Genomic DNA, 14505 nt, shown 5'->3' on the forward strand with positions numbered 1-14505 from the left:
TTTTCGCCATCCGTTGCGTGTTGACGTCAAAATTTTGCTGGCGTAACATGCGCGCACGATTACGCTAAGAGGACATTCGCCTTGGACACACCCAGTAGATACTGGCTCATTATCCTGTCATCCAGGATCAACTCCTAAGGCTATCCCTTTTTGCTGATAGCCTTCGCGGTTGTCAGCGACCTTCTGTTTTTTCCCGTCGCGCTGAGTCAGGCTGTTTAATGGTCTGAAACCCAATTTGTTTCTGTGTGCCCTCCGAACTGTCCGATAATTTTTTGCATTGGGAGTCCCGGTCATGCTGAGCGCATTTCAACTGGAAAACAATCGTTTAACTCGCCTTGAGGCAGACGAGATCGAGCACCTGGCCAGTTCGGTTTGGGTCGATTTAGTCGAGCCGGATGACGAAGAACGAAACCGTGTGCAAAAGGACTTGGGCCAGAATCTGGCTACGCGCCCTGAACTGGAAGACATCGAAGCATCCGCACGTTTTTTTGAAGACGAAGACGGTCTGCACATTCACTCCTTCTTCTTTTATGAAGATGCCGACGATCACGCGGGTAACTCAACCGTCGCATTTACCATTCGCGAAGGCCGCCTGTTTACCCTGCGCGAGCGCGAACTGCCGGCTTTCCGCCTGTACCGCATGCGTGCGCGTAATCAGGCGATGGTGGATGGCAACGCCTACGAGCTGCTGCTTGACCTGTTCGAAACCAAAATTGAACAGTTGGCGGATGAGATCGAAAACATCTACAGCGACCTGGAAAAACTCAGCCGTGTGATCATGGAAGGGCGTCAGGGCGATGAATATGACGAAGCGCTGTCGACGCTGGCGGAACTGGAAGATATCGGCTGGAAGGTTCGTCTGTGTCTGATGGATACCCAGCGCGCGCTAAACTTCCTGGTGCGTAAAGCGCGTTTGCCGGGCAGTCAGCTGGAGCAGGCGCGTGAGATCCTGCGCGATATCGAATCCCTGCTGCCGCACAATGAATCGCTGTTCCAGAAGGTTAACTTCCTGATGCAAGCGGCGATGGGCTTTATCAATATCGAGCAGAACCGCATCATCAAGATCTTCTCGGTGGTCTCTGTGGTGTTCCTGCCGCCGACGCTGGTGGCTTCCAGCTACGGGATGAACTTTGAATTCATGCCTGAACTGCACTGGAGCTTCGGTTATCCAGGGGCGATTGTCTTTATGATGCTCGCGGGTCTGGCGCCGTATCTGTACTTTAAGCGCAAGAACTGGCTGTAATGGCTGTGACTTATCCGACCTACGGAGATGTGCTTTTGTAGGCCGGATAAGCGAAGCGCCATCCGGCAATCTTCTAGCTTCGACGAACCCGTCGTTGCGTATAAATCGCATCCGTCACGAAAATCGCCAGCGCTACCCAGATAAACGCAAACGTGACCATTTTATCCGCTCCCGGAACTTCACCGTAAAAGGTGACTGCCAGCAGGAACATCAACGTAGGTCCGATATACTGGAAGAAACCCAGCGTTGAAAGACGCAGACGGGTTGCCGCGCCGGTAAAGCACAGCAGCGGAATGGTGGTCACGACGCCCGCAGCAATCAGCAGCAGGTTAAGCGACATGGGATTTTGCCCCATATGGCTGGTTGAGCTGTCCGCAATGCCAAACAGATAGATGGCCGCAACGGGTAAAAGCCACAGGGTTTCGATCAGCATGCCAGTTTGTGCTTCGACGGCAATCTTCTTGCGCACCAGGCCATAGAAGGCAAAGCTGAACGCGAGTCCCAGCGCGATTATTGGCAGCGATCCAAAGGTCCACAGCTGCACCAGTACACCGCAGGCGGCTAACAGTACCGCCAGCCACTGCATGCGACGAAAGCGCTCGCCGAGGAATAACATTCCCAGCACAATATTCACCAGCGGGTTGATAAAATAACCCAGGCTGGCTTCCAGCATATGGTGATTATTGACCGCCCAAATGAACAGCAGCCAGTTTCCGCCGATGAGCACGGCAGAGAGCGCCAGCAGGAAAATCTTCTTTGGCGTTTGTAGTAGCGTTTTGACGCCCGACCACTGGCGACTGATGCTCATCAGTACCACCATAAAGAAAAACGACCAGATGACGCGGTGCGTCAGGATCTCATCTGCCGGGACATAGTAAATCAGCTTGAAGTAGGCAGGAGCGATACCCCAAATAAAATAAGCAGCAAGAGCGAGTAACACGCCCTGCCGCGTTTGTTTAGCATCCATCGGGAAAACTCATTGCAGAAATGTAACAGCAGTTTACCTTTTTTTGGACACTTACCCCACCATATAAGTGGCGGTTGCGCTGGCAATATAAAGTTGTTCTTCGTTATGCAATTCCACGCGCGCAACGGCGACTTTATTACCCGCCCGCAGCAGGCTACTGGTGGCGGTAAAGCGATTCCCTCTTCCCGGACGCAGGTAATCAACGCGTAAATCGATTGTTCCCATACGTGACATCCGCTGACGCAGCTCATCCTCGCTGATCGTTTCATGGCGGGTCAGCGTACTCCCAACGCACACCAGCCCAGCAGCGACGTCCAGCGCCGAGGCGATCACGCCGCCATGCAGAATGCTTTGCGCCCAATTGCCGACCATCATCGGTTGGTTATTAAAGGCTAATTGAGCAAATTCTTTCTCATAGCGTTCAAGCTCCAGTCCCAGCGCCCGATTAAACGGCATATGATAGACAAACATTTCACCCACTAACTTCAGCGCTTCCTCAGCAGTAAGTACGGCAGACATACGATCCCTACACCTCAATGGTTAATGAAATGTTGATATTATGCTTATTACTTGTTGTTTTCTACTTTAGGACGGGATGACTAACGAGGAAATCGCTAAGTATGTATACCCGTCATACTTCAAGTTGCATGTGCGTTGGCAGCGTCTGCTCACCCCAGTCACTTACTTTAGTAAGCTCCTGGGGTTTACAGACTTGCCGCCTTCCTGCAATTTGAATTATTTAGGGTATAGAATGCTTGCCAGATAATTATACAATTCATCAATATTTTGGTTCAGGAGAACATTACCGATGCGGGCGATTCTGGGATGGTTACTACCAGCAGTCATGCTGCCGTTGACCACGTATGCGCAGGAAGCGACAGTGAAAGAGATTCATGATGCACCGGCGGTTCGCGGCAGTATTATCGCTAACATGCTGCAGGAACATGACAACCCTTTCACGCTTTACCCTTATGACACCAACTATCTCATCTACACCAATACCAGCGACATGAACAAAGAGGCGATCAGCAGCTATAGCTGGTCCGAAAATGCGCGCAAAGATGAGGTTAAGTTTCAGCTAAGCCTGGCGTTTCCGCTCTGGCGTGGGATATTAGGGCCGAATTCGGTACTCGGCGGCTCTTATACCCAAAAGTCATGGTGGCAGCTTTCGAACAGTGAAGAGTCCTCACCGTTTCGCGAGACCAACTATGAACCGCAATTGTTCCTTGGTTTTGCCACCGACTATCGCTTTGCCGGTTGGACGCTCCGTGATATCGAAATGGGTTATAACCATGACTCCAACGGCCGTTCCGATCCTACTTCGCGTAGCTGGAACCGTCTTTACACCCGACTGATGGCTGAAAATGGTAACTGGCTGGTGGAAGTTAAGCCGTGGTACGTTATTGGCAGCACCGACGATAACCCTGATATCACCAAATATATGGGCTACTATCAGTTGAAAATGGGCTATCACCTGGGTGACGCGGTCATCAGTGTGAAAGGCCAGTACAACTGGAATACCGGCTATGGCGGCGCAGAGCTTGGTGCCAGCTATCCTATTACGAAACATGTGCGTCTTTACACCCAGGTGTACAGCGGTTACGGCGAATCGCTGATTGACTACAACTTCAATCAGACTCGTGTTGGCGTGGGTGTGATGCTCAACGATATCTTCTGACAGATATTGAGAGTATTTTAATCATTGCAGTTTCTCTCTCAGGCGCTGAAAATAGCGCCTGTTTTTATTTCAGGCTAATGGGGTTAATGTGGCGCAGGCGGAAGTGTTGAATCTGGAAATGGGCGCTAAACAGGTTTTGCAGGAAACCTTTGGCTACCAACAGTTTCGCCCCGGTCAGGAAGAAATCATTGATACCGTGATCTCTGGTCGCGACTGCCTGGTCGTTATGCCGACCGGTGGCGGTAAATCCCTGTGCTATCAAATTCCCGCATTATTGCTTAACGGGCTCACCGTTGTTGTTTCTCCGCTGATTTCCCTGATGAAAGATCAGGTCGATCAACTGCTGGCCAACGGCGTGGCGGCTGCATGTCTGAACTCCACCCAAAGTCGTGAGCAGCAGCTTGAGGTCATGGCAGGTTGTCGCAGCGGGCAGATTCGCTTGTTGTACATTGCGCCAGAACGTCTGATGCTGGATAACTTCCTTGAAAATCTGGCGCACTGGAATCCGGTATTGCTGGCCGTTGATGAAGCGCACTGTATCTCGCAGTGGGGGCATGATTTCCGCCCGGAATACGCCGCGCTGGGACAGTTGCGCCAGCGTTTCCCGAGCCTGCCGTTTGTGGCGCTGACCGCAACGGCGGATGAAACCACCCGGCTGGATATTGTGCGTCTGCTGGGGCTCAACGATCCGTTAATTCAGATCAGCAGCTTTGACCGCCCGAATATTCGCTACATGCTGATGGAGAAATTTAAGCCGCTCGATCAGCTGATGCGCTACGTGCAAGAGCAGCGCGGTAAGTCTGGAATTATCTACTGCAACAGCCGCGCCAAAGTTGAAGATACCGCCGCGCGTTTGCAAAGCCGGGGTATCAGCGCCGGGGCTTATCATGCCGGGCTGGAAAACGCCGTACGCGCTGAAGTGCAGGAGAAATTCCAGCGCGATGACCTGCAAATCGTGGTAGCGACCGTGGCGTTCGGTATGGGAATCAACAAACCTAACGTACGCTTCGTGGTGCATTTCGATATTCCGCGCAATATCGAATCCTATTACCAGGAAACAGGCCGTGCCGGACGTGACGGCCTGCCGGCGGAAGCGATGCTGTTTTACGATCCGGCGGATATGGCATGGCTGCGCCGTTGCCTTGAAGAAAAACCCGCAGGACAGCTGCTGGATATCGAACGGCACAAGCTCAATGCGATGGGGGCATTTGCCGAGGCGCAAACCTGTCGTCGTCTGGTGCTGCTGAACTATTTTGGCGAAGGGCGGCAGGAGCCCTGTGGTAACTGCGACATCTGCCTCGATCCGCCAAAACAGTACGACGGACTTATGGATGCGCGCAAAGCGCTGTCGACTATCTACCGTGTGAATCAACGCTTTGGTATGGGTTACGTCGTGGAGGTTCTGCGCGGAGCGAATAACCAGCGTATTCGCGAACTGGCCCATGACAAGCTGCCGGTCTATGGCATTGGCCGTGAGCTAAGCCATGAACATTGGGTTAGCGTTATTCGCCAGCTTATTCATCTTGGTCTGGTGACGCAGAATATTGCCCATCACTCCGCGTTACAGCTAACTGAAGCCGCGCGTCCTGTGCTGCGTGGTGACGTTGCGCTACAGCTTGCGGTACCGCGTATTGTGGCGCTGAAACCGCGTGCGATGCAGAAATCCTTCGGTGGCAACTATGACCGCAAACTGTTCGCCAAATTGCGTAAGCTGCGTAAAGCCATTGCCGATGAAGAGAATATCCCGCCGTATGTCGTCTTTAACGACGCCACGTTGATTGAAATGGCCGAGCAGATGCCGGTTTCGCCGAGCGAAATGCTGAGCGTCAACGGCGTGGGAATGCGTAAACTTGAGCGTTTTGGCAAAGAGTTTATGGCACTTATTCGCGCGCACGTTGATGGTGACGACGAAGAGTAGTCAGCGAGGCAAAAAAGTGCCAGGATGGTGACTCACTGAACTATTCCCCCGCGAGTCATTTTTATGTTAACGCTATTTTTCACCGTTGCGTTGGTGCATATCGTTGCGCTGATGAGTCCCGGTCCCGATTTTTTCTTTGTTTCTCAAACGGCCGTTAGCCGTTCGCGCAAAGAAGCCATGATGGGCGTGCTGGGTATTACCTGTGGCGTCATGGTCTGGGCTGGCGTGGCGCTGCTCGGCCTGCATCTGATTATCGAAAAAATGGCCTGGTTGCATACCATTATCATGGTGGGCGGCGGTCTGTATCTGTGCTGGATGGGTTACCAGATGCTGCGCGGCGCGTTAAAAAAACAGGACGTAGCGGCCCCTACCCCACAGGTTGAGCTGGCACAGAGCGGACGCAGCTTTTTGAAAGGTCTGCTGACCAATCTGGCGAATCCTAAAGCCATTATCTATTTTGGCTCCGTGTTCTCATTGTTTGTTGGCGATAGCGTAGGAACAGGCGCGCGATGGGGCATTTTCGCGCTGATCATCGTGGAAACGCTGGCGTGGTTCACCGTGGTCGCCAGCCTGTTTGCACTCCCGAAGATGCGTCGCGGCTATCAGCGTCTGGCGAAGTGGATTGATGGCTTTGCCGGCGCGCTGTTCGCAGGCTTCGGTATCCATCTGATTATTTCGCGCTAAATTTGTTACCCGCCTGGGCGTCCCAGGCGGAATGCGGTTTATTGCGCAAGTTTCTGTAGCTCATCCTTCGAAAGGCCGGTCATTTCCATAATTGCGTCGGTATCAAGACCCCGTTTGAGCATTGCTTTTGCTACATCAGTAAGGGCAAGGCGCCTCCCTTCTTCACGGCCTATCTGTTTTAGTTGATCCGCCATTGTCATCAGTTTGTCTCCATGCTGCGGCACACGCTGTGCCAGCTTATACAATAATGTTTGAACATCTTGTGTATTCCCTGCTTGCACCATGTAGTTTACCAGCACGGTTAATTGTTGTCCGCTCATCTTCTCCAGCATAAACAGACGGGTAAGTTTATCCAGCAGCTGCGCCATGTCGCGCTGGCGAATGTGTTTTTGTACTAATGTCAGCGCTGCCATACTGCGATGCTGCATGATCTCATCATCTGGAATAACCGTCACATCCACCAACGGGAACGGTGCGCTGTAAAGTTGAAGAGCGGTACCCGAATCCTCAAAGTGATCCAGCCAGTTCATCGAACCTTGCCAGGGGCTTTGCTTGCCATGGTAAAAGAGCACAGGAATAACCAGCGGTAATGTGTCGTTTCCCGCCTCAAGATGACGTTGCATCGCGGCGATGGCGTAGCGCATCAGGCGAAATGACATATGTTTGTCCGGTGAGCTTTGATGCTCAATGAGCACATGTACATAGCCATGCCCGCTGGTGGTTTCCAGTGAGTAGAGAATATCGCTGAAATAGGGGCGCAGATCGTCCTCCACAAAGCTGCCTGATTCCAGGCGGAGCGTTTCCAGCTTGCAGATTTTGATTAACGAGGGTGGAAGATGAAGTTCAATAAAGTCCCGCGCGGTTTCCACGCGGGAGAGGAAGGTCTTAAATACTGAATCATGTGGTGTCGTTGCTTCCGCCATCGTCCATCATCCGTGAGTGGTGAATGTGGCAGCATTCTGGCATTAGCAATCAACGTCTAACAGTGCAGAATGAAAGACTTTTCTCCCTTTGCGGCGAAGTACGAACTGTCATGTTCAGACGCTCTTACAGTTAGCATTTCATTGCGAGCGCCGTTCCATTTGCTAGGCATGCCTTGCCGATGCCAGCAGAGCGCCTATCAGCATAAATAGCGAGCCAAACACTTTGTTGAGCGCCTTCATTTGCTTTGGTCCTTTAATCCAGCCTGCAATGCGCGTGGCCAGCGTCGCGTAACCGATCATCACAATGATATCGACCACGATGGTCGTAACGCCAAGCACCACGTACTGCATCAGCTGCGGTTCCTGCGGCAGGATAAACTGCGGGAACAGAGCGGCAAGAAAAACAATGCTTTTGGGGTTGGTCAAATTAACAAAGACCGCACGTTTGAACAGGCGGCTGCGCGATTGCGTATTCGCCATGGTATTCAGATCGATAGCGCCCGCCGCGCGCCACTGCTGGATTCCCAGCCAAATCAGATAGGCCGCTCCCGCCCACTTCAGCACCTCAAATGCGATCACCGAACGTGAGAATAGCGTTCCCAGTCCTACGCCAACCAGAACGATATGAATGCCCAACCCGGTCTGTAAACCCGCAATCGACGCGCTTGCACCGCGATAGCCGTGACTGATGGCGGTGGTCATGGTGTTGATTGCGCCAGAGCCTGGAGACAAGCTCAAAATAATAGAGGTCAGCAGGTAGGCGAACCACCATTCAAAGGTCATGAGAAACTCCCGGATTGTCTATTTTTATGCCACAATACTCTACTGCCGTTAGGTTGTGTCAGCGACGGCGAAAAAAACGATTTTACTTGGTCAGCGAGGCTGGATACCCGATGTTTCAGCAGCAAAAAGACTGGGAAACAAGAGAAAACGCGTTTGCTGCTTTTTCCATGGGGCCACTGACAGATTTCTGGCGTCAGCGGGAAGAAGCGGAATTTACGGGCGTGGATAATATCCCCGTACATTTTGTTCGTTTTCATGCAGAAAAAAACGATCGCGTCATCGTCGTCTGTCCTGGACGCATTGAAAGCTACGTGAAATACGCTGAACTGGCGTATGACCTGTTTCACTCTGGTTTTGACGTCCTCATTATCGATCACCGTGGGCAGGGCCGTTCCGGGCGTATGCTTTCGGATCCGCATCGTGGTCATGTCGATAACTTTAATGACTATGTCGATGATTTAACCGCCTTCTGGCAGCAGGAAGTGCTACCCGGTCCGTGGAGAAAACGCTATATACTGGCGCATTCTATGGGCGGTGCGATTGCCACATTGTTCCTGCAGCGCCACCCGAATCAGTGTGATGCTATCGCGCTTTGTGCGCCGATGTTTGGTATTGTGATGCGCTTTCCCGACTGGATGGTGCGCCATATTCTGGACTGGGCTGAAGGGCATCCGCGGATCCGAGAAGGCTATGCGATGGGAACCGGGCGCTGGCGGGCGCTGCCATTCGGTATGAATGCGTTAACGCATAGTCGACAGCGCTATCGGCGCAATCTCCGCTTCTATGCGGATGAGCCGCGACTGCGCGTTGGCGGCCCCACATACCACTGGGTTCGTGAAGGTATTCTGGCAGGCGAACAGGTTCTGGCCGGAGCAGGAGACGACGCGACGCCGACGCTGCTGATTCAGGCTGAAGAAGAGCGGGTGGTAGATAACCGCATGCACGATCGTTTTTGTGAACTCCGCGCCGCAGCAGGCCATCCTGTAGAAGGGGGTCAGCCGCTTGTCATCAAAGGCGCGTACCATGAGATCCTTTTTGAAAAGGACGCAATGCGCTCAGTCGCGCTTAACGCTATTGTCGAATTTTTCGACAAGCATAACTCATCCAGCGGAACCCGCTTTGCCTAGAGGTTGAATTTTCTTATGTATCAGGTTGTTGCGTCTGATTTAGACGGTACGCTGCTTTCTCCCGACCATACTTTGTCCCCTTATGCCAAAGAGACGCTGAAGTTATTGACCGCTCGCGGCGTTAACTTCGTGTTTGCGACAGGCCGTCATCATGTTGATGTGGGGCAAATTCGCGATAACCTCGGCATTAAAACCTACATGATCACGTCTAACGGCGCGCGCGTGCATGATTCTGACGGGAATCTGGTGTTTTCGCATAATCTGGATCGCGACATTGCCAGCGACCTGTTTGGCGTAGTGAATGCAAATCCGGACATCGTGACCAACGTTTATCGCGATGATGAGTGGTTTATGAACCGCCACCGGCCGGACGAAATGCGCTTTTTTAAAGAAGCGGTGTTTAACTATTCCCTGTTTGAACCTGCGTTACTGGAGCCTGAAGGCGTCAGCAAAGTGTTCTTCACCACCGATTCTCACGAAAGGCTGCTGCCGCTGGAGCAGGCGATTAACGCCCGCTGGGGCGATCGTGTCAACGTCAGCTTTTCTACGCTTACCTGTCTGGAAGTCATGGCTGGCGGCGTATCGAAAGGTCATGCGCTGGAAGCGGTAGCGAAAGCGATGGGCTACAGCCTGAAAGACTGCATCGCTTTTGGCGATGGGATGAACGACGCGGAAATGCTCTCCATGGCAGGTAAAGGCTGCATCATGGGCAACGCCCACCAGCGCCTGAAGGATCTGCACCCGGAACTGGAAGTCATTGGTCTTAATGCCGACGATGCCGTCCCGCACTATCTGCGTGAGCTGTTTTTGCAATAACTTTGTTGTTCGTTAGTTGACCAGTCGTCAACTAAAAACTTCGCTACAATGGGTGTACCTTCTGTTAAGAGACATCCATTGTGGCGTTACTCATCATTACCACAATTCTGTGGGCCTTTTCCTTTAGCCTGTTTGGCGAGTACCTTGCCGGTCATGTCGATAGCTATTTTGCGGTGCTGGTGCGTGTTGGGCTGGCGGCGCTGGTGTTCCTGCCGTTTCTACGTACCCGTGGGCACAGCGTAAAAACGATCGCGTTGTATATGCTGGTGGGGGCCATGCAGCTTGGTATCATGTATATGCTGAGTTTTCACGCCTATCTGTACCTGACGGTTTCAGAACTGCTGCTCTTTACCGTGCTGACGCCGCTCTACATTACGCTGATTTACGATCTGATGAGTGGACGTCGTCTGCGCTGGAGCTATGCCTTCAGTGCGTTGCTGGCGGTGATTGGCGCAGGGATCATTCGTTACGATCAGGTGACCAGTCACTTCTGGACCGGCCTGCTGCTGGTGCAGTTGTCCAATATCAGCTTTGCCATTGGTATGGTGGGCTATAAACGTCTGATGGAAACGCGGCCAATGCCGCAGCACAACGCCTTTGCCTGGTTTTATATGGGTGCCTTTATGGTGGCAGTAGTTGCCTGGTTCATGCTGGGTAATGCGCAGAAAATGCCTGCAACTACGCTACAGTGGGGAATTCTGGTATTTCTTGGCGTGGCGGCGTCCGGCATTGGTTACTTTATGTGGAACTATGGCGCGACCCAGGTGGATGCGGGTACGCTGGGTATCATGAACAATATGCATGTGCCGGCCGGGCTGTTGGTTAATCTGGCTATCTGGCATCAACAGCCTCACTGGCCAAGCTTCATCATTGGGGCGGCTGTGATAGTGGCCTCACTGTGGGTACATCGAAAGTGGGTCGTTCCGCACTCCGTACAAACGGCAGGTGATCGCAGGCGTGATTCCGCGCTGAGCGAATAAACGCTTCTGTGACCGGCTGTCGCTGCTCGCCATCACGTACGGCGGCGTACAGTCGGCTCCACAATCCATCGCCCAGAGTTTTAGTCACCACCAGACCCTGGCGTTCAAAACTCTCCACCACCCAGTGTGGTAAAGCCGCAATACCCATTCTGGCTGCAACCATCTGAATCAGCAGCAGGGTGTTATCCACGCTCTTTAGCGAAGGACTCACGCCCGCAGGCTGCAGGAAGTGTCGCCAGACATCCAGTCGACTCCGTTGCACAGGGTAAATAAGCAGCGTCTCGCTGGCTAAATCCTCCGGCGTAATTTGCGTTTTGTTGGCCAGCGGATGGTCCGGCGCCAATATCAGACGGACTTCAAAATCGAACATCGGCGAGTAGTGCAATCCGCTGCGCGGCAGGATGTCGGAGGTTAACACCAGATCCAGCTCGTCCTGCTGTAGCGCCGGTTGCGGATCGAACGTTACGCCGGATTTAAAGTCCATCTCCACCTGCGGCCAGTTGGCACGAAAATTCTCCAGCGCGGGCGTCAGCCACTGGATACAGCTGTGGCATTCAATCGCGATTCGCAGCCGGGTTTGCTGTGGTTCGTTGCAAGCCTGCAGCGCACGACCAATTTGCGGCAACACCTGATTAGCTAACTGCAGCAGGATTTCCCCCTGCGGCGTAAAGCGCAGAGGCTGGCTTTTACGGATAAAAAGTCGAAAGCCAAGGCGCTGCTCCAGATCGCTGAACTGGTGAGAAAGGGCAGATTGGGTCTGATGCAACGTTGCCGCTGCGGCTGCCAGAGAACCACTATTCCGCAACGCCTGTAGCGTTTTCAGGTGTTTAATCTCGATCATGAAAGTCCTTCACTTCGGCATGAACAAATTGCGCTTGAGGAATATACAGTAACCGCCAATTATGGATGTGTAAACATCTGGACGGCTAAAATCCTTCGTCTTTTAAATTTATGGTGCGTTGGCTTCGTTTCCCCACCCCAGTCACTTACTTCAGTAAGCTCCTGGGGATGAGTAAACTTGCCGCCTTCCCTAAATTCAAAATCCATAGGATTTACATATAATTAGAGGAAGAAAAATGACAATATTGAATCACACCCTCGGTTTCCCTCGCGTTGGCCTGCGTCGCGAGTTGAAGAAAGCGCAAGAAAGCTACTGGGCGGGAAATTCCTCCCGTGAAGATTTGCTGACAGTTGGCCGCGAGCTGCGTGCCCGCCACTGGGAGCAGCAAAAGCAGGCGGGGGTTGACCTGCTGCCGGTGGGCGATTTTGCCTGGTACGATCACGTCCTGACCACCAGTCTGTTGCTCGGCAACGTTCCGGCTCGTCATCAAAATAAAGATGGCTCTGTCGATATCGACACCTTATTCCGCATTGGTCGTGGCCGCGCACCAACGGGTGAACCCGCGGCGGCGGCAGAAATGACCAAATGGTTTAACACCAACTATCACTACATGGTGCCGGAGTTCACCAAAGGTCAGCAGTTCAAACTGACCTGGACCCAACTGCTGGATGAAGTGGACGAAGCGCTGGCGCTCGGTCACAAGGTGAAGCCTGTGCTGTTGGGACCGGTAACTTATCTGTGGCTGGGGAAAGTGAAGGGCGAACAGTTTGACCGCCTGAGCCTGTTGAACGATATTCTGCCGGTTTACCAGCAGGTGCTGGCTGAGTTGGCGAAACGCGGTATTGAGTGGGTGCAGATTGATGAACCTGCTCTGGTACTGGAGCTGCCGCAAGCGTGGCTGGATGCTTTTAAACCGGCTTATGACGCCCTGCAAGGCCAGGTGAAGCTGCTACTGACCACCTACTTCGAAGGCGTAACGCCAAACCTGGATACCATTACCGCGCTGCCGGTGCAGGGGCTGCACGTTGACTTCGTGCACGGCAAAGATGATGTCGCCGAGCTGCATAAACGTCTGCCTGCCGACTGGCTGCTGTCAGCGGGTCTGGTGAACGGTCGCAACGTCTGGCGTGCCGATCTCAGCGAAAAATATGCGCAAATTAAAGATATCGTCGGGAAACGTGACCTGTGGGTGGCTTCCTCCTGCTCTCTGCTGCACAGCCCAATCGATCTCAGCGTGGAAACCCGCCTTGATGCAGAAGTGAAGAGCTGGTTTGCCTTCGCGCTGCAAAAATGTGGCGAGCTGGCGCTGCTGCGCGATGCGTTGAACAGCGGCGATACGGCGGCAATTGTGGAATGGAGCGCACCGATCCAGGCGCGTCGTCACTCTACCCGCGTACATAACGCCACAGTGGAAAAACGTCTGGCGGCGATCACCGCCCAGGACAGCCAGCGCGCCAACGCTTATCCAGTTCGTGCCGAGGCACAGCGTGCCCGTTTTAATCTGCCGGCATGGCCGACCACGACTATCGGCTCATTCCCGCAAACCACCGAAATTCGTGGTCTGCGTCTGGACTTCAAAAAGGGCAACCTGGATGCCGGTAACTACCGCACCGGTATCGCAGAACATATCAAACAAGCGATCGTTGAACAGGAACGTTTGGGGCTCGATGTGCTGGTGCACGGTGAAGCCGAGCGTAACGACATGGTCGAGTACTTTGGCGAACACCTGGACGGTTTCGTCTTTACCCAAAACGGTTGGGTGCAGAGCTACGGCTCTCGCTGCGTGAAGCCGCCGGTGGTGATTGGCGATGTCAGCCGCCCGGAAGCGATCACCGTTGAGTGGGCGAAGTATGCCCAGTCGCTGACCGACAAACCGGTAAAAGGCATGCTGACGGGTCCGGTGACCATTCTCTGCTGGTCATTCCCGCGTGAAGACGTGACGCGTGAAACCATCGCTAAGCAGATTGCGCTGGCGCTGCGTGACGAGGTAGCGGATTTGGAAGCGGCGGGTATTGGCATCATCCAGATTGATGAACCGGCGCTGCGCGAAGGTCTGCCGCTGCGCCGCAGCGACTGGGCAGCGTATCTGGAGTGGGGCGTGGAAGCCTTCCGCATTAACGCGGCGGTGGCGAAGGATGAAACCCAGATCCACACCCACATGTGTTATTGCGAGTTCAATGACATCATGGACTCCATTGCGGCGCTGGACGCGGACGTGATCACCATTGAGACGTCACGCTCTGATATGGAACTGCTGGAATCGTTTGAAGAGTTCGACTATCCGAACGAAATCGGGCCGGGCGTATACGATATTCACTCGCCGAACGTCCCGAGCGTGGAGTGGATTGAAGCCCTGCTGAAGAAAGCCGAGCAGCGTATTCCGGCTGAGCGTCTGTGGGTGAACCCGGATTGCGGCCTGAAAACGCGCGGCTGGCCGGAAACGCGGGCGGCGCTGGCTAACATGGTCAAAGCAGCGCAGAATCTGCGTCAGGCGTAATTCGGTGCCCGGGAAGCGCTGGCGCTTGCCCGGGTTATTGGAAATCGC

At 53.4% G+C, this 14505-nt stretch carries 14 protein-coding genes; 9 read left to right on the plus strand and 5 right to left on the minus strand.

Annotated features, from left to right (window positions below):
• Positions 1–81 precede the first annotated feature (81 nt).
• Positions 82–138: a YsgD/CorL family protein gene (gene ysgD / locus OGV94_RS01155; protein WP_212723238.1), complete on the plus strand. Its 57-nt coding sequence runs from the start codon at positions 82–84 to the stop codon at positions 136–138.
• A 154-nt stretch (positions 139–292) separates the two neighbouring features.
• Entirely contained in the window at positions 293–1243 is a 951-nt protein-coding gene (gene corA / locus OGV94_RS01160; protein ID WP_003017920.1) for a magnesium/cobalt transporter CorA, read from the plus strand.
• 73 nt (positions 1244–1316) lie between these two features.
• Here the strand turns inward: corA and rarD are convergent, their stop codons facing one another.
• Positions 1317–2210 (minus strand): EamA family transporter RarD, encoded by an 894-nt coding sequence (gene rarD, locus OGV94_RS01165; RefSeq protein WP_286522393.1) that lies wholly within the window; start codon positions 2208–2210, stop codon positions 1317–1319.
• 51 nt (positions 2211–2261) lie between these two features.
• Positions 2262–2729, minus strand: a complete 468-nt coding sequence (yigI, locus tag OGV94_RS01170) for an acyl-CoA thioesterase YigI (RefSeq protein WP_003017917.1) — start codon at positions 2727–2729, stop codon at positions 2262–2264.
• Positions 2730–3018: 289 nt separating this feature from the next.
• On the opposite strand from yigI, the gene pldA reads away from it, so the two are divergent.
• From pldA to rhtC, 3 genes are all read left to right on the plus strand, one after another.
• On the plus strand, positions 3019–3888 hold the full coding sequence (gene pldA, locus OGV94_RS01175) for a phospholipase A (RefSeq protein WP_043018991.1): 870 nt from the start codon (positions 3019–3021) through the stop codon (positions 3886–3888).
• A gap of 88 nt (positions 3889–3976) precedes the next feature.
• Complete coding sequence (gene recQ / locus OGV94_RS01180) at positions 3977–5806, plus strand: ATP-dependent DNA helicase RecQ (RefSeq protein ID WP_286522397.1); 1830 nt, start codon at positions 3977–3979, stop codon at positions 5804–5806.
• Positions 5807–5869: 63 nt separating this feature from the next.
• On the plus strand, positions 5870–6490 hold the full coding sequence (rhtC, locus tag OGV94_RS01185) for a threonine export protein RhtC (protein WP_087050438.1): 621 nt from the start codon (positions 5870–5872) through the stop codon (positions 6488–6490).
• A gap of 38 nt (positions 6491–6528) precedes the next feature.
• On the opposite strand, the gene OGV94_RS01190 is transcribed toward rhtC, so the two are convergent.
• On the minus strand, positions 6529–7413 hold the full coding sequence (locus tag OGV94_RS01190) for an Rpn family recombination-promoting nuclease/putative transposase (protein ID WP_087050437.1): 885 nt from the start codon (positions 7411–7413) through the stop codon (positions 6529–6531).
• Positions 7414–7575: 162 nt separating this feature from the next.
• Positions 7576–8196, minus strand: coding sequence for a homoserine/homoserine lactone efflux protein (rhtB, locus tag OGV94_RS01195; protein ID WP_003828938.1), 621 nt, complete (start codon positions 8194–8196; stop codon positions 7576–7578).
• 110 nt (positions 8197–8306) lie between these two features.
• Here rhtB and pldB point away from each other — a divergent pair, with 110 nt between their 5' ends.
• The 3 genes from pldB to OGV94_RS01210 all read left to right on the plus strand — a co-directional run bounded on the left by pldB (position 8307) and on the right by OGV94_RS01210 (position 11119).
• Complete coding sequence (gene pldB, locus OGV94_RS01200) at positions 8307–9323, plus strand: lysophospholipase L2 (RefSeq protein WP_043018994.1); 1017 nt, start codon at positions 8307–8309, stop codon at positions 9321–9323.
• A gap of 15 nt (positions 9324–9338) precedes the next feature.
• The gene (gene yigL / locus OGV94_RS01205) at positions 9339–10139 is read left to right on the plus strand and encodes a sugar/pyridoxal phosphate phosphatase YigL (protein ID WP_008787091.1); all 801 of its coding nucleotides are present in this window, start codon (positions 9339–9341) and stop codon (positions 10137–10139) included.
• 80 nt (positions 10140–10219) lie between these two features.
• Positions 10220–11119: a carboxylate/amino acid/amine transporter gene (locus tag OGV94_RS01210; RefSeq protein ID WP_016157852.1), complete on the plus strand. Its 900-nt coding sequence runs from the start codon at positions 10220–10222 to the stop codon at positions 11117–11119.
• Here OGV94_RS01210 and metR read toward each other — a convergent pair.
• Positions 11007–11960 (minus strand): HTH-type transcriptional regulator MetR, encoded by a 954-nt coding sequence (gene metR, locus OGV94_RS01215; RefSeq protein WP_043018995.1) that lies wholly within the window; start codon positions 11958–11960, stop codon positions 11007–11009. The two genes, OGV94_RS01210 and metR, sit on opposite strands and share 113 nt — an antisense overlap.
• Positions 11961–12195: 235 nt before the next feature.
• On the opposite strand from metR, the gene metE reads away from it, so the two are divergent.
• Complete coding sequence (gene metE, locus OGV94_RS01220; RefSeq protein WP_286522399.1) at positions 12196–14457, plus strand: 5-methyltetrahydropteroyltriglutamate--homocysteine S-methyltransferase; 2262 nt, start codon at positions 12196–12198, stop codon at positions 14455–14457.
• Positions 14458–14505 lie beyond the last annotated feature (48 nt).

It is taken from the genome of Citrobacter sp. Ce006, from assembly GCF_030336535.1.
In the GTDB taxonomy this organism is placed as follows: domain Bacteria; phylum Pseudomonadota; class Gammaproteobacteria; order Enterobacterales; family Enterobacteriaceae; genus Citrobacter; species Citrobacter europaeus.

Bases quoted from the DNA above. Each gene is read 5' to 3' on its own strand.
- corA (WP_003017920.1), top strand. From the start codon at position 293: ATGCTGAGCGCATTTCAACTGGAAAACAATCGTTTAACTCGCCTTGAG.
- rarD (WP_286522393.1), bottom strand. From the start codon at position 2,210: ATGGATGCTAAACAAACGCGGCAGGGCGTGTTACTCGCTCTTGCTGCT.
- yigI (WP_003017917.1), bottom strand. From the start codon at position 2,729: ATGTCTGCCGTACTTACTGCTGAGGAAGCGCTGAAGTTAGTGGGTGAA.
- pldA (WP_043018991.1), top strand. From the start codon at position 3,019: ATGCGGGCGATTCTGGGATGGTTACTACCAGCAGTCATGCTGCCGTTG.
- rhtC (WP_087050438.1), top strand. From the start codon at position 5,870: ATGTTAACGCTATTTTTCACCGTTGCGTTGGTGCATATCGTTGCGCTG.
- OGV94_RS01190 (WP_087050437.1), bottom strand. From the start codon at position 7,413: ATGGCGGAAGCAACGACACCACATGATTCAGTATTTAAGACCTTCCTC.
- rhtB (WP_003828938.1), bottom strand. From the start codon at position 8,196: ATGACCTTTGAATGGTGGTTCGCCTACCTGCTGACCTCTATTATTTTG.
- pldB (WP_043018994.1), top strand. From the start codon at position 8,307: ATGTTTCAGCAGCAAAAAGACTGGGAAACAAGAGAAAACGCGTTTGCT.
- yigL (WP_008787091.1), top strand. From the start codon at position 9,339: ATGTATCAGGTTGTTGCGTCTGATTTAGACGGTACGCTGCTTTCTCCC.
- metR (WP_043018995.1), bottom strand. From the start codon at position 11,960: ATGATCGAGATTAAACACCTGAAAACGCTACAGGCGTTGCGGAATAGT.
- metE (WP_286522399.1), top strand. From the start codon at position 12,196: ATGACAATATTGAATCACACCCTCGGTTTCCCTCGCGTTGGCCTGCGT.